This window comes from Thalassolituus sp., from assembly GCF_984348125.1.
In genome coordinates this window covers 60,763-82,885 of sequence record NZ_CFHJLR010000011.1, presented here as the reverse complement: position 1 = coordinate 82,885, position 22,123 = coordinate 60,763, and the positions used below count along the sequence as shown (strand labels likewise).

The 22,123-nt window shown below is 53.0% G+C and carries 28 protein-coding genes; 10 read left to right on the top strand and 18 right to left on the bottom strand.

Translation table 11 applies throughout. From position 1 onward, the window contains the following. Positions 1-3: 3 nt before the first annotated feature. Both AC5E51_RS09650 and AC5E51_RS09645 read right to left on the bottom strand, forming a co-directional pair. Positions 4-579: a YceI family protein gene (locus AC5E51_RS09650; RefSeq protein WP_491778502.1), complete on the bottom strand. Its 576-nt coding sequence runs from the start codon at positions 577-579 to the stop codon at positions 4-6. Positions 580-685: 106 nt separating this feature from the next. Beyond that, a complete protein-coding gene (locus AC5E51_RS09645) occupies positions 686-1,168 on the bottom strand; it encodes a DUF2489 domain-containing protein (RefSeq protein ID WP_068439508.1) in 483 nt (160 codons plus the stop codon). A gap of 32 nt (positions 1,169-1,200) precedes the next feature. Between AC5E51_RS09645 and AC5E51_RS09640 the strand changes: the two genes are divergently transcribed. Continuing rightward, positions 1,201-1,416, top strand: a complete 216-nt coding sequence (locus AC5E51_RS09640; protein ID WP_068439506.1) for a hypothetical protein — start codon at positions 1,201-1,203, stop codon at positions 1,414-1,416. A gap of 10 nt (positions 1,417-1,426) precedes the next feature. On the opposite strand, the gene AC5E51_RS09635 is transcribed toward AC5E51_RS09640, so the two are convergent. Both AC5E51_RS09635 and AC5E51_RS09630 read right to left on the bottom strand, forming a co-directional pair. After that, a complete protein-coding gene (locus AC5E51_RS09635; protein ID WP_068439504.1) occupies positions 1,427-3,148 on the bottom strand; it encodes a SulP family inorganic anion transporter in 1,722 nt (573 codons plus the stop codon). Beyond that, complete coding sequence (locus AC5E51_RS09630; RefSeq protein ID WP_068436295.1) at positions 3,135-3,473, bottom strand: ArsR/SmtB family transcription factor; 339 nt, start codon at positions 3,471-3,473, stop codon at positions 3,135-3,137. Before AC5E51_RS09630 ends, AC5E51_RS09635 begins: the two co-directional genes overlap by 14 nt. Positions 3,474-3,576: 103 nt before the next feature. Here AC5E51_RS09630 and AC5E51_RS09625 point away from each other — a divergent pair, with 103 nt between their 5' ends. Together AC5E51_RS09625 and AC5E51_RS09620 are read left to right on the top strand one after the other, a co-directional pair. After that, complete coding sequence (locus AC5E51_RS09625; protein ID WP_068439502.1) at positions 3,577-4,443, top strand: MBL fold metallo-hydrolase; 867 nt, start codon at positions 3,577-3,579, stop codon at positions 4,441-4,443. Between the two features lie 90 nt (positions 4,444-4,533). After that, positions 4,534-4,974 (top strand): DUF695 domain-containing protein, encoded by a 441-nt coding sequence (locus tag AC5E51_RS09620; protein ID WP_068439500.1) that lies wholly within the window; start codon positions 4,534-4,536, stop codon positions 4,972-4,974. 27 nt (positions 4,975-5,001) lie between these two features. Here the strand turns inward: AC5E51_RS09620 and ylqF are convergent, their stop codons facing one another. After that, entirely contained in the window at positions 5,002-5,937 is a 936-nt protein-coding gene (gene ylqF, locus AC5E51_RS09615; protein WP_068439498.1) for a ribosome biogenesis GTPase YlqF, read from the bottom strand. A gap of 137 nt (positions 5,938-6,074) precedes the next feature. Between ylqF and AC5E51_RS09610 the strand changes: the two genes are divergently transcribed. Further along, complete coding sequence (locus AC5E51_RS09610; RefSeq protein WP_068439496.1) at positions 6,075-6,266, top strand: hypothetical protein; 192 nt, start codon at positions 6,075-6,077, stop codon at positions 6,264-6,266. Positions 6,267-6,375: 109 nt separating this feature from the next. Here the strand turns inward: AC5E51_RS09610 and AC5E51_RS09605 are convergent, their stop codons facing one another. Continuing rightward, positions 6,376-6,993, bottom strand: a complete 618-nt coding sequence (locus AC5E51_RS09605; RefSeq protein WP_068439495.1) for a hypothetical protein — start codon at positions 6,991-6,993, stop codon at positions 6,376-6,378. Between the two features lie 116 nt (positions 6,994-7,109). Here AC5E51_RS09605 and AC5E51_RS09600 point away from each other — a divergent pair, with 116 nt between their 5' ends. The 3 genes from AC5E51_RS09600 to AC5E51_RS09590 all read left to right on the top strand — a co-directional run bounded on the left by AC5E51_RS09600 (position 7,110) and on the right by AC5E51_RS09590 (position 9,532). Then, positions 7,110-7,427 carry a BolA family protein gene (locus tag AC5E51_RS09600; RefSeq protein WP_068439494.1) on the top strand — a complete coding sequence of 106 codons (318 nt, stop codon included), beginning with the start codon at positions 7,110-7,112 and terminating at the stop codon, positions 7,425-7,427. After that, a complete protein-coding gene (locus AC5E51_RS09595) occupies positions 7,420-8,076 on the top strand; it encodes an START domain-containing protein (RefSeq protein ID WP_491778501.1) in 657 nt (218 codons plus the stop codon). The genes AC5E51_RS09600 and AC5E51_RS09595 overlap by 8 nt, the downstream gene beginning before the upstream one ends. An 85-nt stretch (positions 8,077-8,161) precedes the next feature. Then, the gene (locus AC5E51_RS09590) at positions 8,162-9,532 is read left to right on the top strand and encodes a substrate-binding domain-containing protein (protein WP_084188988.1); all 1,371 of its coding nucleotides are present in this window, start codon (positions 8,162-8,164) and stop codon (positions 9,530-9,532) included. A gap of 36 nt (positions 9,533-9,568) precedes the next feature. On the opposite strand, the gene AC5E51_RS09585 is transcribed toward AC5E51_RS09590, so the two are convergent. Next, on the bottom strand, positions 9,569-10,153 hold the full coding sequence (locus tag AC5E51_RS09585) for a YecA/YgfB family protein (RefSeq protein ID WP_068436465.1): 585 nt from the start codon (positions 10,151-10,153) through the stop codon (positions 9,569-9,571). Between the two features lie 47 nt (positions 10,154-10,200). Here AC5E51_RS09585 and AC5E51_RS09580 point away from each other — a divergent pair, with 47 nt between their 5' ends. After that, entirely contained in the window at positions 10,201-10,905 is a 705-nt protein-coding gene (locus AC5E51_RS09580; RefSeq protein WP_297531922.1) for a M48 family metallopeptidase, read from the top strand. Between the two features lie 31 nt (positions 10,906-10,936). On the opposite strand, the gene AC5E51_RS09575 is transcribed toward AC5E51_RS09580, so the two are convergent. Genes AC5E51_RS09575 through AC5E51_RS09565 form a run of 3 tightly spaced genes read right to left on the bottom strand, consistent with a single transcriptional unit; the run spans position 10,937 to position 12,910 of the window. Then, complete coding sequence (locus AC5E51_RS09575; protein WP_068443910.1) at positions 10,937-11,977, bottom strand: polysaccharide deacetylase family protein; 1,041 nt, start codon at positions 11,975-11,977, stop codon at positions 10,937-10,939. Positions 11,978-12,030: 53 nt separating this feature from the next. After that, complete coding sequence (locus AC5E51_RS09570; RefSeq protein ID WP_488046114.1) at positions 12,031-12,672, bottom strand: DNA-J related domain-containing protein; 642 nt, start codon at positions 12,670-12,672, stop codon at positions 12,031-12,033. Further along, entirely contained in the window at positions 12,641-12,910 is a 270-nt protein-coding gene (locus AC5E51_RS09565; RefSeq protein ID WP_068443904.1) for a PGPGW domain-containing protein, read from the bottom strand. Before AC5E51_RS09565 ends, AC5E51_RS09570 begins: the two co-directional genes overlap by 32 nt. An 80-nt stretch (positions 12,911-12,990) precedes the next feature. On the opposite strand from AC5E51_RS09565, the gene greB reads away from it, so the two are divergent. Both greB and AC5E51_RS09555 read left to right on the top strand, forming a co-directional pair. Further along, positions 12,991-13,527 (top strand): transcription elongation factor GreB, encoded by a 537-nt coding sequence (greB, locus tag AC5E51_RS09560; RefSeq protein WP_491778500.1) that lies wholly within the window; start codon positions 12,991-12,993, stop codon positions 13,525-13,527. Positions 13,528-13,591: 64 nt separating this feature from the next. Next, complete coding sequence (locus tag AC5E51_RS09555) at positions 13,592-14,083, top strand: hypothetical protein (protein ID WP_491778499.1); 492 nt, start codon at positions 13,592-13,594, stop codon at positions 14,081-14,083. A 5-nt stretch (positions 14,084-14,088) separates the two neighbouring features. Here AC5E51_RS09555 and ttcA read toward each other — a convergent pair whose 3' ends face one another. From ttcA to ccoG, 8 genes are all read right to left on the bottom strand, one after another. Continuing rightward, positions 14,089-15,051 (bottom strand): tRNA 2-thiocytidine(32) synthetase TtcA, encoded by a 963-nt coding sequence (gene ttcA, locus AC5E51_RS09550; RefSeq protein ID WP_488073044.1) that lies wholly within the window; start codon positions 15,049-15,051, stop codon positions 14,089-14,091. Positions 15,052-15,107: 56 nt separating this feature from the next. Continuing rightward, on the bottom strand, positions 15,108-15,602 hold the full coding sequence (locus AC5E51_RS09545) for a hypothetical protein (protein WP_491778498.1): 495 nt from the start codon (positions 15,600-15,602) through the stop codon (positions 15,108-15,110). A gap of 254 nt (positions 15,603-15,856) precedes the next feature. Then, complete coding sequence (gene fnr / locus AC5E51_RS09540; RefSeq protein WP_068437023.1) at positions 15,857-16,621, bottom strand: fumarate/nitrate reduction transcriptional regulator Fnr; 765 nt, start codon at positions 16,619-16,621, stop codon at positions 15,857-15,859. 28 nt (positions 16,622-16,649) lie between these two features. Continuing rightward, positions 16,650-17,327 (bottom strand): sulfite exporter TauE/SafE family protein, encoded by a 678-nt coding sequence (locus AC5E51_RS09535; protein WP_297531907.1) that lies wholly within the window; start codon positions 17,325-17,327, stop codon positions 16,650-16,652. After that, positions 17,320-17,553: a cbb3-type cytochrome oxidase assembly protein CcoS gene (ccoS, locus tag AC5E51_RS09530; RefSeq protein WP_297531905.1), complete on the bottom strand. Its 234-nt coding sequence runs from the start codon at positions 17,551-17,553 to the stop codon at positions 17,320-17,322. Before ccoS ends, AC5E51_RS09535 begins: the two co-directional genes overlap by 8 nt. A 2-nt stretch (positions 17,554-17,555) precedes the next feature. Beyond that, on the bottom strand, positions 17,556-19,997 hold the full coding sequence (locus tag AC5E51_RS09525; RefSeq protein WP_491778497.1) for a heavy metal translocating P-type ATPase: 2,442 nt from the start codon (positions 19,995-19,997) through the stop codon (positions 17,556-17,558). After that, positions 19,994-20,488, bottom strand: coding sequence for a FixH family protein (locus AC5E51_RS09520; protein WP_076517085.1), 495 nt, complete (start codon positions 20,486-20,488; stop codon positions 19,994-19,996). Before AC5E51_RS09520 ends, AC5E51_RS09525 begins: the two co-directional genes overlap by 4 nt. Positions 20,489-20,581: 93 nt before the next feature. Continuing rightward, positions 20,582-22,021 (bottom strand): cytochrome c oxidase accessory protein CcoG, encoded by a 1,440-nt coding sequence (gene ccoG, locus AC5E51_RS09515; RefSeq protein ID WP_491778496.1) that lies wholly within the window; start codon positions 22,019-22,021, stop codon positions 20,582-20,584. Positions 22,022-22,123 lie beyond the last annotated feature (102 nt).

The window sequence follows — 22,123 nt, the reverse complement described above, 5'->3', positions numbered from 1 at the left end:
GCGTTACTCAGGAGCTTCGGTAAACAGTAGAGTAAAGGTCACGGGCACAGTCGTTGAAATTCGATCCAGACCTGCGACTTCGCGCAGCGCTTCGACACCTTTTGCCAGTTTAAATTCGCCAGCATTCACTAATACTGGGGATTGGGTGGTAACAATCACGTGACCGTCGGCAGCCGCAGTAGCGAGCACATCCGTTTCAATGTCTTTCTTCTCGCCGTGCAATTCGAGAGTCAGCGGTAATAAAGACGTTGCGGTTTCGCCGTTTTTAAGCGCCAGCATCATGGTTTCCGGCAGGTCGGCAGAAACTGTGGCTGTGGCATAGTCAGAGACGTTGAAAAGCATGGATTGCATGCGTTCGTTGCGGATGCCAATGCCGGTTTCAACACTGGTCAGATCAATCGCAATCTCTGCATTACCCTTATCGCTGACTGAGCCAGAAACCTGAGTAAACTCATGAACTTCGGTAATGTTGGTGTTTTTCGTACTCAGAAATTTCACTGAAGAATCCGGACTCAGTGTCCATTCAGCATAACTTAGTGGGGCGGCAAGAATTAGCAGGGTAGAAGTCAGGAGTTTCATAATTGGTTCTCGTTAACGTTTAGTCTGGACTTTGACACGAAAGCTTATGAAGGTTCAAGGCGTAGCCTGTGACCCAGGGCAAGTCAAAAGGATCATTTACTACGGATTATTGAATAAGAGTAACCTGAGGAAATGAGTACGTGCTCAACCATTTCAGATCGCGCTCAATGGTTAAGCGATTATCGTGTTCCAGAGTCAGGCGCTCTTTATCAATTTTGAACTGTTGTTTCGGCGTCAGGGCTTTGTATTCATCGAGAATCGGCATCGAACGTGTAGCAGTATGGTGGGCGCGGAGACTTGCCAGTTCATCCATGTGCCAGACATCCGGATCGAGGCCCTTCAGCAGATACTCAAGGCGAAGTACGCCCTCGGTGATATCACACTGCTGCTGCAGAACAGAGCGACTGACGAAACGGATGTCTGAAATCAGCTCTTCCTGATGCTTGCGAAGCTGCATAGCGGCTTCTGCTTCCTCACGTTCCTGTTCTTCCTCCATTGCCTGCACTTTGCGGGTTAGACTCCACGCGTACCAGGCGAGCGGAATAATCACGAGCACGGCAAGAATGATAAGCAGGATGGAAAGGGACATGGACACCTCAGGTCAGATACGTCAGTGGTGCCATGATAACCTCTGATACCGATGGGCTGAACCCCGCCTTACGCTTCCAGACGTGCAGCCTATGCCTGATCCAGCAGGCAGCGTTTAACGATAGAGCCCTCGCGATAGCGTACTTTGAAAACAGCACCATCGCGGTGACTGTTGATTTCGAAGCGCCGGGTGGTTCTCCCGGCAACTGCGTCATTCTGAGTTTCCGGCTGGCACTGGGTGTTTGGTGAGGGGCTGCTTTCAGATGATGTAGTTGTCATCACTGTCCTCCGTTACTGAGTGGCCGAGGGCCGTCATAGCCTCACTGATGGTAAAGAAGACTTGCCCAGGATTGATTTTCTCCGCCAGATGCGTTCGGTTCAGTTGATCCATGACTGGCCCTTTAAACTCGGCCAGATGCAGAAGGACAGAACGTTCCTGAAGGCGGCTATTCAGTAACTCCAGCGCTTCAAGGCCGCAGTAATCGATGTGATTAATTGCGGTACCGACGAGGACAACGTGTTTGATGTCTGGCCGTCGCGCGGTGCGTTCAAGAACATAATCGATCAGGTAGTCGCTATTAGCAAAATACAGGTTTTCGTCGACGCGAATCAAAGTGACGCCGGGGATGGTCTCAACGGCGTGTCGTAAAACATTACGGAATTGCTGTGTACGCGGCAAACGGCCAATCTCTGCAATGTGAGGTTGACTGGTGCGACGCAGGTATATGACCAGGGAAACGATCACGCCCGCAATAATGCCGGATTCAGCGTCCATAACGATGACGAGAGTAAAGGTCGTCAACCAGACGATTCCATCACTGCGTTGAAAATGCCAGGCGTTGAGCCCATCGCGCCAGCGGAACAAAGGCCAGGTGGCGACAACGATTAATGCGCCCAGTGCAGCATGGGGAAGATGTTCGAACCAACTACCAGCGACAAGACATACGAGCGCCATAAAACCAAAGGTAAATACCGCAGCCCACTGGCTGAGCGCCCCCGCTGACTGCATCACCATGCTTCGGCCAAAGCCTCCTGCCACAGGCATCGCATGACTGATAGCTGCCGCGACGTTCGCCGTTCCCAGTGCCAGCAATTCTTGATTGGGCCTGATGCGGTTTGTTTGCTCCCGAGCCATCGTATTCGAAATCGACAGGCTTTCGAGATAGATAATCAACGCCAGAACACCGGAGGGTAGCAGTAGCGCCTGCCAGTTCAGTTCAGAAATCTGGGGCAGGGATAATGTTGGGAAACCCGAGGGAACGGCGCCTACGGTCGCCAGTGGTGGGCTGATAACGAGCACCAGCAGAATGCCTGTGGTTACCAGTACCAGTGGCCCGGCTCGGTTTGCCAGTGTGCGCAGGGCATCGGGTAACGCAAAGCGTGTCGTGACCGCAGGAATGACTTTTTGCCAGAATATGAGCAGGGCTGCGCCTGTCAGTGCTGTGATAAGAGGCCATAACGCAATATCCCGCCAATGTTCAGCAGTAAACGCAACTGGGCTCCAGCCAGGTCCGCCTCTCGGAATATCAAGCCCTGTGAAATACTTCAGCTGACTGAGGATGATCACAATCGCAGCAGCGCTGGTGAATCCGGAAATAACTGAATGGCTGATAAATGAAGTCCAGGAACCCAGCCCAATGGCAAAGAATATAAATAACCAAAGCCCGGTCATGCCGGCTAGCAGAGTCGCGTAAGCTGGGTAATCTGATGCATCGGGGCTGACGACGCCCTGAAGTGAACTCAATGTCATCAGAGAAATAATGGCCACAGGCCCGACGGCCAGAGTCGGGCTTGAACCGAGCAGAGCGTAGGCGAGCAAGGGTAGCAGGGATGAAAATAGCCCCGCTTCCGGAGGCAGGCCGGCAAGAAACGCATAAGCCACCGCTTGCGGAACCAGCATAACCGCGACGACCAGCCCGGCAATAAAATCCGGTAGCAATCCCTGGTGGGGCAGCGGGTAGAGAGTATTACTGATCTTCACTGCTGACGGGTCCGTATAAGCGGTTGAGAAGGGCAATGACATCGGCTGCACGCTGATCGCCAAGCCGATAGAACATGGACTGGGCTTCTCTGCGAGAGGTAACGAGCTGTTCGTTCCGTAGCCAGGCGAGATGCTGTGACATCGCAGACTGACTCAATGGCAGCATATTACAGAGTTCAGAAACAGATACCTCACCGCCTCGCAGAGCACACAGAATACCAAGGCGATGTTCGTTTGCCATGGCCTTTAAGAGGCGTACAGCCGCTGCGCGGTTTGCCCTTTGATCGGGGCTACTGGCGGACTCAGGTCTGTTGGCTGGCGGCATTGAATTATTCCTCGGGCGTGACAGGTAATTCACTATTTATTGCTGAATAAGAATATTCTAATATAATGAATCTATCAAGATGAGTTACTGATCGGGGGAAGGTATGAGTCACACTATCCAAAGCTACATCCATGAAGACACGTCGACCTTTACGCACTTGCTGGTGGATGACGGGTCCCTGTCATGCGCCATTGTAGACCCTGTTCTGGACTACGACCCGAAATCAGGCAAGACAGATACGGGCTTTATTGATCGTATTCTCGATGACATCGCATCCCGCGGTCTGAACCTGAAGCTGGTACTGGAAACACATGCACACGCAGACCACCTGACATCGGCCGCCTACATACGCGAAAAAACGGGGGCGAATATTGTTATTGGACAGAAGATCAAAGGTATTCAGAAGACCTTTGCCTCGATTTTTAATGAGGCTGAGGACTTCAGACCCGATGGTTCTCAGTTTGATATTCTTCTCGGTGATGGTGCAGAGCTGATGCTGGGTGATACCCGCATCAAGAGTATGGCGACACCCGGCCATACACCTGCTTGCGCGAGTTACCTGATCAATGATACCGATGTATTTGTCGGTGATACTTTATTCATGCCTGATGTCGGTACGGCTCGCTGCGATTTCCCTGGCGGCGATGCGGGAACTCTCTACGATTCTATCCGCAAGTTGCTATCTCTTGGCGACGATGTGCTATTGCATATGTGTCACGACTACCCACCTGAGTCACGTACTGAATTGCGAAGTGCTGTGACTGTCGGCGAGCAGCGCCGGGATAATATTCATGTGAGCGATGATCATAGTCGCGACGATTTCATCAATATGCGCACCAAGCGCGACAGTGGTCTGGCGATGCCGCGTCTGATTTTTCCGTCTTTGCAGGTCAATATCCGCGCCGGTGACTTTCCAGCCCCGGAAAACAACGGAGTCAGCTACCTGAAAGTGCCTCTGAATCAGTTCTGATGCGGTTTTTCGGTCACCGGAATTGGCATTCTTTGCGGCTTCCGTTAGTCTGAGGTGAACAGCAGACGCTAAAGCAATAAGGAACACTTCATGCTGGTGAACAACCGTTGGGTTCGCGCAGGCGGTAGCCTGAAGGATAAACCGATCAGTATTCAGTTCCGCGAGGACTGGCAACTGGCTAAAGACTCAGGCCTGTATGGCCTGTGCGTTCAGATCGCCTGGAACGCGGAGAGTCGGGATGAAAGCAGTGGTTTTCCTGCGACAGAAGAGCAGGCACGTATCGTGGCCTTCACAGAACAATTGCAGGCGCGCCTTGAACCCGAAGAAGACTCTGTCGTTGCCATGATGATCACTCACGATGGCATCAACCAGTGGATTATCTATACCCGCGATCTTGAGCAGCTTAAAACCGGTCTGGATGCGATCCCGACCGATAACGGCCTGTACCCGATCGAAGTCGTCGCCGACGAGGACCCCGATTGGGAGACCTTCATTCAGGTTCATGGGCGTATAACCAGCGAAGAAGCCTGAACCGAACTGAGATCGGCACGACAGAGATTATTCGCTGTGGTGCCGCTTTCCGCGTGACTCCTCTTTGGCTGCAGCTTCTCGGGCAGCCGCTGCTTCCTCTTTCTGGCGCTCAATTTCTTCTGATTCGACCTGAATCATCGCCGGCGTTTCCATACTGATGCGTCCGATTTTACCGGCGCGTAACTCATGCAACACAATTTCTGATGCTTTGTGCAGATCAACGATACCGCCAGCGCGCAGGCAGCCGCGCTTGGCCGCAATCGTATTCAGCAATTGCTCGGCGTTTTCCGGTGTCTCTTTCAGTTTGAAACGTGCCGTCAGTTCTTTTTCATAGGCGCTACGTAGGTAATCCAGAGCGAACATGGCAACGTCGGTGTACTCAATCGCGGTATCTTTCACTGCGCCACTGGCAGCCAGACGGTAACCGCTTAACTCGTTCTCGAATCTGGGCCAGAGAATTCCGGGCGTGTCTGACAGGATGATGCCGTTTTTCAGATCAATCATCTGATTTGCTTTGGTGACAGCGGGTTCATTCCCAGTCCGTGCGATGTAGCGTCCGGCCAGAGCATTGATAAGCGTCGATTTACCTACATTAGGAATCCCCATAATCATCACCCGTACGGCGCGGTTTTTATCCAGCTGCGCCTGACCGACTTTCTTCGCCAGCGCAATCAGCTGCTTAACCTGCTTCCGGTCTTCGGCAACCATGGGCAGAGCCTGTGTCTGGGCCTGCTCTGAAAAGTGGCTGACCCAGGCGCTTGTCGTGGCCGGGTCCGCGAGATCCGCTTTATTCAGCACCTTGATCGTTGGCTTGTCGCCACGCAGTTCGTTGACGAGAGGGTTGGTGCTGGAGAAGGGTAGACGAGCGTCCAAAACTTCGATGACCAGATCGATGTCTGGCATCGCCTCGCTAATTTTTTTGCGGGCTTTGTTCATGTGCCCGGGGAACCAGTTAATGGCCATTGTGCGCTATCCCGATTGACGTTCGCTCAAGAAAGCGACACATTGTAATGCATGGCAGTGCAAGAGTAACCTTCCTCTGATTGTCATAATCAGGTGATACAAAGCATTGCTAAGGATGATGGGATTGGAGACAACCTATGGATCTTTTGCCTGTAGACATTATTGATACTGCGCGCAAGCAAGGCAGACACGCCTCGGCAACTGTTTCTGGACGCCGGCGTGAAGGTTTTTTACTTGGAAATCGCTTTGTATTTTCGGATCAGAGTGAAGTGCTCTGGATGCAAGCCGGTCCGGGCGAATTCCGGGAATTGAAGATCTGGCGTAAATAGCCAACCTGACTCATGTTGAGTTGAGGTAACAGTCGGCAGACACTGCCGTGCAACTTAGGCCGCCCAGTAGATATGGGCGGCACAGTGTCTTTCGCGCTTATCGAGCCGCTTATTCTGCGTTAGCGGTCTGCTGTTCTTCGTCGTACTCGTTCGCTGCTTCCGTCTGAGTTTCCAGTGCGGCCGGTGCTTTTTCGATCGCGCTGGTTTCGGGGTAGTGGGTCGATTCTTCGTTACTGCTGTCTTCAGCAGTAGCTTCAGGTGCTGTTGCCGGTTCTTCAGCCTGTGGCTTCGGCGTTTCCTGTTTGTTTGCCATTGCGGCTTCTTTTTCTGCCTGCTTGGCTGCCTTCTCGCGCTGCTTTTCTATTTTTGCGATCTGGCGATCCTGCTGCGCCCAATATCCGGTACGGAACTCGACATCACGCACACCGTTTTCTTCGGCGATGCTGTCTGCGATTGACTTGGCGGCATCGTCGGCGTCGCGAGCCATCAGCTTACGTTCAGACGCATCAATACAGGAGAACAGATCCAGCAATGCGCTTGAGAGTACTTCCTGGGCTACATCATCACGACCTTTGCGGAACCGACGTGCGATCATGCTCAGCATGGCAAGGTCGTTCGCATCGAGGCGCAGCTTCAGCTCTGCCAGAGAGAGTTCTTTCTCGCGTTGCTCACGCTCTTCTTCGTAATATTTTCCAATCAGGGCGTGGGTCTGTGTGGTCTCGGTCATGGTTGAAGGCGTCCGTAAAGTAATTCGCAAACGCGTACTTTAGCGATAACCCCTCTTGGTGTGCAACTGCGGGATTGTCGTTTATGATAGGCCTAATCTAAGTAGTCAGGTGATGTATGAGTCAGGAGCGCACAGCACAGATAATTGAGCAGAAACTGGCAACGTTGGAGCCCCAATTTTTGCGAATAGACAACGAAAGTCATATGCACTCCGGTCCGGCGACAGACTCCCACTTCAAGGTGACTCTCGTCTCTTCTGCTTTTGATGGTGTTCGTACGGTGGCTCGTCACCAGAAAGTGTACGGCATACTCAGTGATGAGCTGGCAGGGCCTGTCCACGCGCTTTCCCTGCATCTTCATACCCCAGAAGAATGGCAGACGGATTCAACTATTCCCGATTCTCCTGCCTGTATGGGGGGCAGTAAGCATGATTAATAGATTGATCAGACTCTCACTGGCTAGTACGGCACTGGTGCTCACATCATTGGCTGCTGCCGGTGACTGGGAAGAAGTAGCATACGATAAAGACGAAGATATCCGCGTATACACCCGCTATGTCGAAGGCTCTGATATGAAAGCGTTTAAAGGCATCACAACGCTTGAGAGTACGGTGACGGCGCCGGTTGCTTTGCTACAAGATGTTAAACGCGCTCATGAGTGGGTGTTTAATTGCAAGGCAATGGACCTGATTGAAGAGATAGCACCAAATAACGCTACCTACTACACAGTGACGTCTATGCCTTGGCCTGTGAAAAACCGCGATAACATCAGCGAATCACTGGTGACACAGGACGCCAGCTCTGGCGTTGTCACAGTGACCATTCAGGCGCGCAATGATATCTTCCCGTCAAACGATGACCATGTCCGGATTCGTGAACTGGATGCGACCTGGACGCTCGAGCCGCAGGCAGGCGGCTTGTTAAAGGTCACGTACGAGGCGCATGCCGATCCTGGTGGTGGCTTACCGTCCTGGCTGGTAAACAGCTTTGTTGTTGAGGCACCGCTGAATACCCTGCGTGATTTCCGCGAGCTGGTGGTTGATAAAAAATACCAGTCGGCCTCACGGGAATATATAACACACTGATTTAAAAAGGCTTTTTTAGCTTTGTAATATTACTGTCATAAAAGTCAGGTACTCTCCGCCGCTGGTGAATTGAGTAGTACCTACTATGCGCATTTTCGTAATTGTCACAGCACTGTTGTTATCTTTCGCGGGCCTGCCGTCTCTGGCACAGCAGCCAGAGTCGCTTTTCAGCGATATTTCCTCTGGGCGTTATCAGCATCTTTTTCGTATTGATGGCTCCAACACCATTGGTGCAGAGCTTGGTCCTGCTTTAGCTGAAGCCTGGCTGACCAGTCACGGTGCCAGCCAGTTATCCCGCGTTCCTATGGCGGAGAATGAGACCCGTATTACAGGCTACCTTGATAGTGTTGGTTCTCATGTCATTATCGATATCGCCGCCCACGGTTCAGGCACCGGGTTTAAAGCCCTGTCTAAGGGGCTGACCGACATTGCCGCCGCGTCTCGTCCGGTAAAAGCCAGCGAAGCGGCGATGATACCAACGGCGGACCTGACCAGTGTTGAAAGTGAGCATATTGTTGGCATCGACGGTCTGGCCATCATCGTTGATCCCTCAAACCCGATTAATGCGTTGAGCGTGGACGCTCTCCGCAATATTTTCTCAGGTCAGGTCGCTAACTGGAAAGAGGTTGGTGGTCCGGACATGCCAGTCAGTATCTTTGCACGTGATGACAAGTCGGGTACCTGGGATAGCTTCCGTCATATGGTATTAGGTAAGACTCCACTGGCTGAGACTGCTGAGCGCTTTGAATCGAATAACGACCTTTCTGATCGAGTTAGCGGCGTTCGCGGCGCGATCGGATTTGTCGGCCTCCCTGCGGTGCGTCAATCGAAGCTGCTGTCGGTATCGGTGGGAGATGTAGCAGCGCTGGCGCCAGATCGCCTGACGGTTGCGACTGAGGATTATGCCTTGTCCCGTCGTTTATACATGTACACCGCGGGTACATCAGATAACCCCTACGTACGAGACTTCCTGCGTTTTGTCGCGACTGAGGGGCAGGAGCAGGTGGCTGCGACAGGCTTTATTTCACAGGACGTTTCTGCTGTTCGCCCAGAGAATACCGCCAGCTTGCCTTCAGAAATACGTCAGCGGGTTGAAGGCGCCTATCGCCTGAGTGTTAATTTCCGCTTCAAGGACGGTTCCGCCCGGCTAGATAACAAAGCCCAGCGTGACGTGGAGCGTCTTGTGAAGTATCTGAGTAACAACCCGGATGCTGATGTCATGCTGTTCGGTTACGCGTCTGAAAGCGACGACCTGAATCGTGCTCACCTGTTGTCCAAGCATCGGGCCATGGCGGTCAGTCGGGCATTGAAGCAGGAGGCGCTCTATCCGGATGAGATTGATGGATTTGGTGCGGAGGCACCACTGGCGCGCATAGAAGGAAACGATGGCCGTCAGAAGAACAGCAGGGTGGAAGTCTGGATTCGCCCACCGCACTCAATCGCCGAAGCGCTGTAACGCGCTTCGCGATTGGCCGGACGTCGCTCTGATAGATCAGGCGGCGCCGTGCATCATCAGATAAAGTTCGACGACTGCCGCAGGAATGTTGGCGCACATACGGTCGGACAGGTCAGCATCTTCATCGATATCCGCCATTTCTGGCTCATCCATAAACAGCCCTGATGCATACATGATCGGGAACAGGTGCTGAGCCACGATTTCCTCACGGTCGGCATACCAGGCTTCTTCGTTAAGCAGAACGGCTGACATAAAGCCCATTGCCCAGCTTTCGAGTGGTGGTTCGTTTTCATCGTCGATCAATGTCAGATCGGTGGGTACGGGAAAGTCCTGACCGGAATCCAGCCACGCCTGTATCTCTTTCGACAGCTGGCTCATCAGGGTATCAACTTCCTGACGTTCCGCTTTCGAGAAACCGGGTTGTGCTTCAAACGCACAATCCCACAGGGTTTGTTGGTCCATGCCAGAGGCACCCGAAGGGCCCGTCAGAAGGCCGGTAATGAAACCGTGTACAGCGAAGAAATCAAAGCTATCGTTGCGCTCCGCTTCGTCTTCAAGCAGAGTGCCGAGTCGTTCGAGTTCTTCTTCGGTAAGGGCTGGGATACTATTCAGATCAGTCATATATTCAGAAATCAGATTAACTTAATTCGGGCAATCGTATCAGGCTTATGAGACAGCGGAAATCCTACCGGCAGGAATTATGGTTAGATGTCGCCGGAGAACAGGTAAAAGTACTGCTGAGTGCCTCCGTCCGGAAGTCGATTCGCCTGCAAGTGAACTCAGACGGTGATGTTGATATCCGAGTGCCTGTCGGTACACCTAAGAGCGATGTACTGACCTTTGTGCGCCGTCATGAAAGCTGGCTGAGCGAGCGCCGTGAGGCGGTGAAAGAGCGCGATCGCAAGCGTGCCGCGTCGGTCACTTTATATGGCCGTGAACTGCCCATTATGGAAAGTGCGCTGGGTGAATTTCTGGTCACTGATCAGCAAGTATGGATGCCACTGGAGTGGTCGCAGGAGAAACGCGATAAGGCACTCGATAAATGGCAGCGAGAAGAAGCACGCCTCTGTTTCACGCGTTTAATCGAACAATGGTGGCCACGTTTCACCAAACCCGGCCGTGAGCGTCCCGTATTGCGCGTAAAGCGGATGCGTACGCGCTGGGGCAGTCTCTCTAAGAAGGGTTACATCAACCTGAATCTGGCTCTTCTGTCGCTGCCTGAGGATCTTATTGAGCTGGTGGTTGTTCACGAACTTTGTCATCTCGAACATTTCGATCATGGTCCGGGGTTTAAAGCTTGTATGACATCTTGCTTACCGGACTGGCGTGCGCGCGACAAGCGAATCAATCAGGCGGGTCTGATGCTGCTTTAAAGCAGCATCAGGTCACCTGCAATACGCTCTCTTATCGATTACTGACGTCTGTGTTCACCCACAACTGCGAATACCAGTAGAAACGGCCAGGTTGGCTCAGACTGGGAGCAGTGCAGTTATAGCGGCCCCGGCCAGCAGTGATGGCGTTCGGTTGCTGCATCTCCACGGTCATGATTTTACCTTCGACAGACGTTTCTATATCCAACTCTCCAGCGCCGGCGGCATAGCATTGCAGTTGCGCGGGCTTGAAGTCGTCCACATCAATGGTCAGGGTGAGTTCTGGTGGGTTATTTTCCAGTACGGGGTCTCGCACCTGATCGGCTGAAATCGAAAACGGCAGGCTCATAAGCTTGGTCGCAAGAGTGTCTGTGTTGGCATACACCCCAGAGGCCGGGAACCGCGCTATGACCTGCGGATGAGCGCTCTGACCAACGGCGCCGCTCTGTTGACCGAAAGCAATGTAACCATGATCTTCTAGCCATTCGGCCATCTCCAGTGTGTACTCGCCGTAGGGGTAGGCAAACATACGGGTTGATGATCCGGTCTCTGCCTTAATACGTGCTTCCGCTTGTTTGATTTCGTTTTCCCACCAGTCTTCGGCATCCTGACCTTCAGGGGTTTCCAGTAAGTAGGGGTGGCTGCGTGTATGGTTGGCAATGACAGCTCCACCGTCTTTAATCTCGCGAAGCTGATCCCAGGTCATCATGTCGGCGTATTTCTTATCCACCGGGTCAGTACTGGTGAACATAGTAAATGACCAGCCGCGTTTCTTAAGTTCTGGCCAGGCATTCTCGTAGACTGACAGATACGCATCGTCGAACGTAATTGCGACGGCACGCTCGGGTAAGGGCTCACCGGTCATGATCGACTGCAGCGCTTCTTCGAGGTTCACCACGGTCATGTTCTTTTCTTCCAGCAAGGTCATATGTTCGCGGAAGACCTCGGGTGTCACACTGGTAATGGCCGGGGTCGAAGCATTGACGTGGTGGTACTGCAGGATCACCAGTGCGTTTGCCAGGCCCGGAAACAGGGCGCTCATAATGAATACAGCAAAGATCAATCGGTGCGTCATATAGTCCTCAGAGTTGGCTCTCTATTCGTAATAGCTTCTATCGTGGTCAGCTGTTAGCCGTGCCGATAGCGTAATCGTTGATAGGCGGAGCTGACTTTGCGGAAGGCCTCTGCGTCGCCGCCTTTGTCTGGATGATGCTGACTCGCCAGCCGTCGGTATTGCTGTCGGATGGTACTGAGATCTACCGGAGGCGTCAGCTCAAGTACTGCCAGATCATTGTCGTAATGTTCTGGTATGACCATGCGCTGCCAGAAATCGTTCAACAGGGCGTCGACGCTGGCCTGATCTGTATCCAGATTGTTCAGATCGAGATAATACTCAGCGAGTGCATCGTGTTGGTCGGGCAGGTCGCTCCCGCTGTCAGTTTTTAAAGGAACGAGTCCTATATCCAGTGCACTGATCTGAAGGTAACCCCGCGCATCCTCAAGCCAACGATTTCGCAATCGATACAGGGCATGCATGACGATGAAGTTAGCCCGGAACAGAGTCATAGAATCGCTCAGGGCATCTTTACGAAATATGCCTTGCTCTGGGGCCTGTAACCACCGGATCAGTTCGTATTCCGGGCACCGGTGTCCGTCGGCAAGGTAAGTCGCTAACAGGTCGGTGACCAGATTGAGAGTGTCTTCTTCCATGCACACAAGGTAGCACAGAGCGGAGCCGTCAGCTTCGTCTATCGGGGTCCGTTTCTTCAATCACGCGTCGGACAAAGCCGGGAAGGCGTGGACTGATGTGATTCAGACGCCTTGAGGTCACCGGATAACGACATCGCAGACGCTTCAGGTAACGCGACAGAGCGGGGATCGCTGGAACGAGCAGCGAAACGCCAAGGATGATCATCAGTAAACCAACGGGTACAGGCAATGGCAGAACGAGTAGCCCGGCAACGATCAGAAGGACGCCGCCGACAAGAGTTACACTGCGTCGGATCATTAGTTATGCTTTAGAAAAGCCTCAAAGGGCGCGTGCAAGTAGTGTGTGCGCTCAAACTACTGACCAGATGTTGCAATACGATGACCGAAAATAAAAAGCCGCTGCCGCGCCGGGCGCACCTGATTACACCGGGCGGGCTGAAAGCCCTTGAAGACGAGCACTATTTTTTATGGCGCCGCGAACGCCCGAAGGTAACCCAGGAGGTCTCTGACGCGGCTAAGCTCGGAGACCGCTCCGAGAACGCGGAATATATTTACGGTAAAAAGCGCCTGAGACAGATTGATAGTCGTCTCAGGTTTCTCGGCAAGCGTATTGAGGCAGTCACCGTAGTCGATCGCCCGCCCGCAGATCTGGATAAGGTTTTCTTCGGTGCCTGGATCGAACTGGAAGACGAAGAGGGCGAGATCCTGCGTTACCGTATCGTTGGCGAAGATGAGATCGACTTGCCGCATGGTTATATCAGCGTCGATGCGCCGCTGGCCCGAGGCTTAATCGGTAAGTTCGTTGATGATGAGGTGACGGTGCGCCTGCCGAAAGGTGAGACGACGTACTTTATTGCTAAAGTACAGTACGAGCGACCTGACTGGGATAAGCGGCCCACACCCGAGTTCTCGTAAGTGATCCCCGTACGGGAATATGACGCACGGGCAGGTATGAACTAATCTTGAGCAAAGGAGGTGCATGATGATGCAACGATGGCTGCTTACGCTGCTCGCTATACCGGCCCTGGCTCTGGCCGATAATCACGCGGCTCACGGTTCAGGTTCGAATCCAGAATCTAAAGATGCGCTGTCAGAAGCCTATGTAATGCCGGTCTGGGTCGATGCAGTGACTCAGGTTTGCCCGTGGAAATCGGAAGATGCTGAAGGCTATATTCGTCTGATCCGTAAACAGAACGACGATGGCAGTCACGGGCTGTTCGTACAATGGCTAAGAAAGGGTATTGCAGGAGCTCCGACGGCTGCGGTATCTACTCTGGCCGTCGAGCCTCTCGAAAAAGACTATCTGGTCAGAATTGAAATGCCGCAGCCGACACTGGCTCGTGATGCTTGCCGCCTGAAGGCGATGGCCGAAGATATGATGAATGAGCGACGTTATGAATTTGACCTGCTACTCCGTGCTCCCGGCGACATGCAGGTCAATATTACGCGTATGCTTGGCGGCGGAGTCTGAGCGGGTCAGTCGTCCGATGCCAGTAGGTCAATGCGGGTACCCAGGTGGCTCTTATCCTGTTCGTCCTGCAGACCTTCGAAGTTCCACAGTTCGCGATCGCCCAGCTGTGATGGCGCAACGTTACAGACAGCGGCAAAGATGTTTTCACTGCGTCCTGGTTGTTCTTTCTCCCACTGAGCCAGCATTCCTTTGATGTTCTGACGCTGCAGGTTCTCTTGAGAACCGCACAGATTGCATGGAATGATCGGGAATTCTTTCTCGATGGCAAACTTCTCAATGTCTTTTTCTTTGCAATACGCCAGAGGACGAATGAGAACGTGCTTTTTGTCGTCGCTGAGCAGCTTGGGCGGCATGGCCTTGAGCTTGCCGCCGTGGAACATATTCAGAAACAGAGTTTCGATGATGTCGTCACGGTGATGACCCAATGCAATCTTGTTGGCGCCAATCGATTCTGCATAGCCATACAGAGTACCGCGGCGCAGGCGTGAGCATAGCCCGCAGGTGGTTTTTCCTTCAGGGATGATCTCTTTAACGACGCTGTAGGTGTCTTTCTCGATGATATGGTAGGGCACGCCCACCTGTTCAAGGTAGGCCGGTAGGATATGCTCAGGGAAGCCTGGTTGCTTCTGATCCATATTGACGGCGATCAGTTCGAAGTTGACGGGCGCGCTCTTTTGCAGGCTCATCAGAATTTCCAGCATGGTGTAAGAGTCTTTGCCACCCGACAGACACACCATGATTTTGTCACCGTCTTCAATCATCCGGTAATCTTCGATGGCTTTGCCAACGTTACGACGAAGGCGCTTCTGGAGCTTGTTGAATTCGGTTCTGGATTTGCGTTCAGCTTGATTGGCTGCAGCTTCAGTAGCTTCTGTAGATAGCTCAGCGGCCGCTGGATCGAAGATCTCAGGCTTATAGCCTTCTTCAGGTTGCGAAACAGCAGATTCAGACACGTTCAATTCAGACATACAACACCCCATGCGTAGGGTGCGCTTTATATCAGAATGCGGTGCTTATATAAACATCAGGCCACAGCGTCACTGGATTCGACCAGTTCTTCGTAGCGCTGCACGAAGTCCTGTACAGTCAGGTCGTCACGGGTGTGATAACAGTTCTTCCAGAGCGTTGCCAGATGCAGCACACTGGCGCCACGGGGTAGTGTGAATTGAGGGTGGCGAACGTAGGCGAGCCAGGTAATAGCGGTCGCATAGGCGAGGTTTGTTGTTAGTTCAGCGTGCGGGTTCTCCAGGAATTCCCGTTGGCTGGCAATGCCTCGCACTTTACTGGCCAGTTCTGGCCGATCTGCAAGATAGTCATCCCAGATATGCCGGTGCGTCAGGCCATGCAGCCGGTAAATACCCGAGGTGCGTTGCCCCTCTGTTTTCAGGAATGAGCCCAGCTCAGACTCAATGGCTGCAGTACCCAGCAGTAAAAGCTCTGCGTCGGCACTGTTAGCGTCCAGTTTCTGCAGTGTTGGACGAATAACGTACGTCCGGAAATCATCAGCATCTATACCCATCAGAAACTCCAGAGGGTGTAATTTTGGCAGTCTCAATATCAGGAGCAATAAGCGTACCTGAATAACTGCCGGTACAGGCAGCGCCTGTTATCAGATGTTTACTCAATAGTACTGCCCAGTACGTGAAGCATAGTGATGCAGGTCTCAGGGGGAAGCAAATATTTGCGCACTGTGACCAATGTCTGATATGGCGAGCGAAAAGAGGATGAGCACGGTCCGTGTGCTCATTAGGATGCTAAAAGCCAAAATTTAAATCAGCTCTCAGCCTGATGCAGACACTCATCGTTGGCGCGTGTCAGTCCCGCGAGATCATATAGGGTATCGCTGTCTTTCAGGATAATCTCTTTGCCCTGTGTTTCGATCAGTTCATTTTTCTGGAAGCGTGTGAACACTCGGCTGATGGTTTCTACCGCCAGGCCCAGGTAGTTACTGATGTCGACACGTGACATTGGCAGGCGGAAGTGAGTCGCTGAGAAACCACGACGCTGATAACGTTGCGAAATATCCAGTAGGAAAGAGGCAACACGTTCTTCTGCATTCTTCTTGCTGAGAAGCAGCATCATGTTCTGATCGTGCCGGATTTCAGTGCCCATGGTGGTCATCAGCTGACGACGCAAATCAGGTAGCTCATCCGCCAGTTGTTCAAGCTGCTGCAACGGAATTTCACATACTGTTGTGGTTTCGAGGGCTTTTGCCGTCAGCGGATACGTGCCTGCGTTGTAGCCAGACAATCCGATCAGCTCGCTGGCCAGGTGAAAACCTGTGATCTGCTCTTCGCCGTTACTTGCCAGGGTGTAGGTCTTCAGTGCACCCGTACGAACCGCGAATACAGACTGAAATTCTGTACCTTGCTGAAACAGCAGTTGGCCTTTCTGGATCGGGCGACCACGACGGATGATGTCGTCCAGACGCTCCATATCACTTTCGGTCAGGGAAAGAGGCAGACAAAGAGCATTCAGTGAACAGGTCTGACAATGAGGCTGAGCTCCACGCAGAGGAGCATTAACTGACGTTTTCATAGGCAAGAACGATCTCTAATACTTTAGATCAAGCGGCTGCGAACATGGCTGGTTGCCACACGGAGGCCAAAGTCCAGCAACCATAACCGATCAATAATAGGCCCGCAATATTTCGCGCCCACTGATGCCGAATAATATTCATCACGGATGCCGAGGCCAGCCCAGCGGATAAAATAGCGGGAAAGGTTCCGAGACCAAAAACAAACATGGTCAGGGCGCCCATCGCAGGCTGACCGTTAGCTGCTACCCAGCTCAGGGTGCTGTATATGAGCCCACACGGCAACCATCCCCACAACATGCCGAGAAGCCACTGGCTGGCTGGGTCTGAACGGCCCAGTCGTTTCTGGGCGTGGGGTTGAATTCTGCGCCAGAACAGTTGGCCAATTTGCTCAATGCGGGTGAGCCACAGTGCCCAGCGCGCGACGTAGAGACCCATTAATATGAGCATAACGCCTGCGATTGAACGTAGTGTGATCATCAGAGCTTCGTGCAGGCTCGACAGCCACAGCCCGAGACTACCGACGATCAGGCCTGCGAGGGTATAACTGGTAATGCGGCCAAAATTGAACAGTAACGAAGCCCGGACTCTGTGCTGAGTGTCGAGTTGCCCAGCTGCCGCGGCAACTCCGCCGCACATGACCAAGCAATGGCTGGCGCCAAATAAGCCAAGTAGCAGGGCGGTTAGGAGGGATAAGGGTTCAGTCATTCTTGGATTTTTTGGGCTCGCCGTCTGACTCTGAATCCGCGTCTGAATCGGTCTCAACGCTATCTTCGCGGCGCTCGTTCAGGTACTCATCATCATCGAACAGAATCTTGTGCGCGGGCGAATCCAGGTCATCAAACTGGCCGCCTTTCACAGCCCAGAAAAAGATGGCAACTGCAATGGCGAGCAGGGCAATCGACAGGGGAACCAGTACGTAAATAATATCCATGGTCAGCTCTCAGCAGTAAGTGCAGGTGGGCGACGGGTCAGTCGCAGAGCATTCAGAACGACAAGTAGTGAGCTGAATGACATGCCAATGGCCGCGGCCCAGGGCGGCACCATACCGGCCGCCGCAAGTGGTAACGCGATCAGGTTGTATAGTAACGCCCAACCGATGTTCTGACGAATGACATTGCGGGTTTTATGGGAGACTGATAACGCATCAGCAATGACTTCAAGGCGACCATTCGTCAGCAGGGTATCTGCATTGGTTTTCGCCAGATCTGTAGCTTCATTCACAGCCAGCGAGACATCCGCGCCCGCCAGCACCGGAACGTCATTAATACCATCCCCTACCATAAGAACGGTATCGCCCTGTTTTTGCCACTCGCGCACGATGGCAAGCTTATCCTCTGGGCTGAGGCCATTGCGCACGTCTGAAATACCGAGTTCGTCAGCGACGAGAGTCGCTGACCTTGAAGGGTCGCCGGTCAGCAGTGCGACTTCAATACCGCGGGTTTTTAATGTTTCAATTAACGGGCCTGCGCTGCGACGCACTGTGTCATTGAGGAGGAACCAGGCCAACGGTTGCTTATCATCGGCAAGCAATAACCACTGCCCCGATGCGCTCTCGGGCGGAAGAATACCCTCTGGCCAGACGAAATCCGGGCGGCCGAAACGGAATCTGTAGCCATTAACCTGACCACTGACGCCCTGACTCGGGTGGTGCTGAATGTCTTCGGTAGCAAGCACCGGGTAGTGACGGAAGGCTTTCGCAATCGGGTGGCTGGCATGTTGTTCAAGCGATGCAACTACCGAGGCCAGAGTATCCTGATCCAGCTCCAGGCTGTTTTCTATACCGCCCGCAACAGGGCGGACTTCCGTCAGTGTCAGATGCCCCAGCGTCAGGGTGCCTGTTTTATCGAACACCACGCGGTTCACTGACTGCAGGGTTTCCAGAACATGACCTTTACTGATTAATAAGCCGCGTTCGCGCAGCGCCGTTGTTGCCGCTGTCAGAGTGGTTGGCGTAGCAAGTGACAGGGCGCATGGGCAGGTGACGACGAGAACAGAGAGTGCGATAAAGAAGGCATGGTCGTTGCCCTGAAACATCCAGTAGCTGAACACCGACGCAGAGATAATCAGAACCGCCGCAACGAACCGGCTGGCAATGCTATCGGCAATAAGAGCGACTTTGGGCTTTTCCTGCTGCGCGCGATCCATCAGGCGAACGATGGTCGATAGCTGCGCATCGGCACCGGTGGCTGTGACTTCCATAATGAGCGGGCTTTCGACGTTCATGGTGCCGCCGATCAACGTGTCGCCGGCTTGCTTGTTCAGCGGCATGTATTCGCCCGTCAGTGCTGATTCGTCGACCGTGCTCTGACCTTCAACCACAACGCCATCGGCTGGGACTGGGTACCCGGGTTTCAATAACAAACGGTCGCCGGTTGAAATGTCACCTGCGGCGATGATTTCTTCACCGTCCTGCGTTTGTTTCAGCGCTACATTCGGCAGAAGTGTCATCAGATTGTTGCCTGCTTTACCCATTCGATGACGGGCGCGCATTTCCAGAAAACGCCCGAGCAGCAGCAGGAAAGTGAACATACAGACAGAGTCGAAATAAACTTCGACGCCCTGGTTGAACGTGCTCCAGATACTGGCGCAGAAGGCGAGAATGATTGCCAGAGACACAGGTACATCCATGGTCAGATGGCGTGTCTTCAAATCGCGTATTGCCGCATCAAAGAACGGTCGGGCGCTGTATAACACGACTGGTAAGGTCAGAATCATTGACGCGAAGCGCATAAATACTTCGTACTGCTCTGCCATGCCAGCATACAGGGGCACCGCAAGCATCATCACCTGCATCATGCCGATACCGGCGACGGCGAGCCGCCGGATCGCTTTCTTACCCTCACGCTCGCGCTGCGCGTCGTCTTCCGTTGATGAAAACGGTGCGGCTTTGTAGCCGAGGCGATAGATGGCTTCGAATATCTGGGATAGTGCGATGTCGGTATTATTCCACGCAACGACGAGTCGGTGGTTCGAGAGATTCAGTGTCGCCCGTTCGACACCTTTGAGTTGATTAACTCTGTGCTCAATCAACCAGGCACAGGCAGCACAACTGATTCCGTCGATAATCAGCGTCGCTTCTTTCTGCTCTCCCTGCGTTGCAACAAACTGCTTCTGCAAGGCTTCGCTGTCATACAGACTGAGAGACTCGCGAGCGGTCAGGACCTCGTCGTCTTCGTTTGCAGGCGATATCTGTGGGAGTTCTGTGCGGTGGCGGTAGTAATCTTTGAGACCAGAAGCAACGATGGTTTCGGCCACGGCTTTACAGCCTGGGCAGCACATGGGTTCTTCTTTGCCATCGATGATGGCCGTCCACTGCTGGCCTGCTTTCAGCGGTTCACCGCAGTGAAAGCAGGGCGTACGGAGGCTTTGCGTCATTGAGTGACTGTCTGAATCTTCTTACCGTTTTCGATGACTGTACGCGCTGTAACGCGCCACTCCTGATCCGGGCTGGTCAGCCAGATAACGCGCTTCTGCGGCAGCTCCAGCTCATTGGCGGCAACGTACTGACCACCCGGAGTACGCTGCAGAAACAGAGTAAGGTCACGATCTTCAAGTGTTGGATGAATCAACTGAAGCTGCAGAGAGCCAGGGTCTTCATCCGCAATGGATGTCGCGTTTACGATGATTTCATCTTCGGTGAAGGTCAGGTCTGCCTGAACATTGAGGCGACGGGCGCCCTCATGAAACCGCAGATCCTGCGTATAGCTCATGCCATCCTTGTAGTAACTGTTGCTCACGAGCGAGTCTTTGGTGTCGAGTGCGAGTGACAACATGATGAAGCCCCATACTACAGCGGCGAGCGGTACGCCGATGACAAGCAGCATCATGGGTTCTTTGTACCAAGGGGTCGTCTTTTCGCTAGTCATGCAAGGTATCCGGGGAAAAATGAAAAATCGCCCAAGTGTAACTACTTGGGCGATGGGGCTCCAGTGCTTCTGTGTCAGGAAGTTATATGACGTTCAGATCGCTCTTGGAGCGATAAAACGGCTTTCTTCCCGGGTCACTTCTTCACCTGTATCTTTGTTGACGATGACGAACTCAATGTCCGTTTTACTGGCGGAGGTTTTCACCTCATCCGGGTCGATTTCAAGGTTGATGGTGGTCTCTTTCAGCTCATTAACGCTGAGTTGATACTCAGTGTCACCAAGCAGTCTGATACCATCAAGACCGTCGACGCTCAGAATATAGGTGTGTGACTCCTGAGACATATTCATCATCTTCAGGGTATAGGCATTCTGAATCGTATCGTTCACTGTGACCTGATAGAGGCGACCACGATCGCGTTCGATATCCAGCTCAAACGGTGTGCGGTCGAGGATGGCATAGCCCAGGCCAGCCATCATCAGGATCATGGCGCCGGCGTAGCCAAACAGGCGAGGGCGAAGAATATGAGTTTTCTTGCCTTCGAGCTCGTTCTCTGTGGTGTAGCGGATCAGACCTTTCGGCTTATCGAGTTTTTCCATGATGTCGTCGCAGGCGTCGATACAAAGCGCACAGCCAATGCACTGGTACTGCAGGCCATCGCGGATATCAATACCGGTTGGACATACCTGAACACACATTGAGCAGTCGACACAGTCGCCGAGTTGTTGTGTGTCGCCATCTGCTTTCGCTTTTTTACTGCGTTTGCCACGAGGTTCGCCACGGTTGTAATCGTAAGATACGGCGAGGGTGTCGTTATCGTACATAACCGACTGGAAGCGGGCGTATGGGCACATATAGATGCAGACCTGCTCGCGCATCCAGCCAGCGTTCAGATAAGTAGCAACCGTAAAAAAGCCGATCCAGAACATGGCCCAGGCACCGACGTCTCCGAAGGTGAAAATATCGACAACCAGCTCGCGAATCGGAGTGAAGTAACCAACGAAGGTGACACCCGTCCAGAACGCAACAATGAGCCAGGCGATGTGCTTGATGCCCTTTTTACGCAGTTTCTCTGCCGACATCGGCGCTTTATCCAGCTTCATCCGCTGGTTGCGGGTACCTTCAGCGCGTTCTTCAATCCACATAAAAATAAAGGACCACGCCGACTGCGGGCAGGTGTAGCCGCACCAGATCCGCCCCGCAAAATTGGTAATCGTAAACAGACCGAAAGCACAGATGATCAGCGCCCAGGACAGCAGCATGAAATCCTGAGGCCAGAAAGTGACGTTGAATATGTGGAACTGACGTGCCGGAAGATCAAACAGCACCGCCTGACGGTCACCGATATTGATCCAGGCTGTACCAAAGTACCCCAGCATCAGTGCCCACAGGGACCAGGTGCGCAGCTTCTGAAAGAAGCCTTCAACTTCGCGGACGTAGATCTTCTCGCGCTTCTGGTACATGTTGACGGTGTCTGAGGCTTTGTCAGATTTCTTGCTGGGCGGGGTGACGTCTTTGACCGGGATTTTACTCATAACTACTGATCACCTTGTTGCTGGGGTGAGTTCGGAATCAGTGACGCTGATTCTCGTTTTAGACAACTCTTATATAACGAGTTGATTATATAGTTTTTGGTC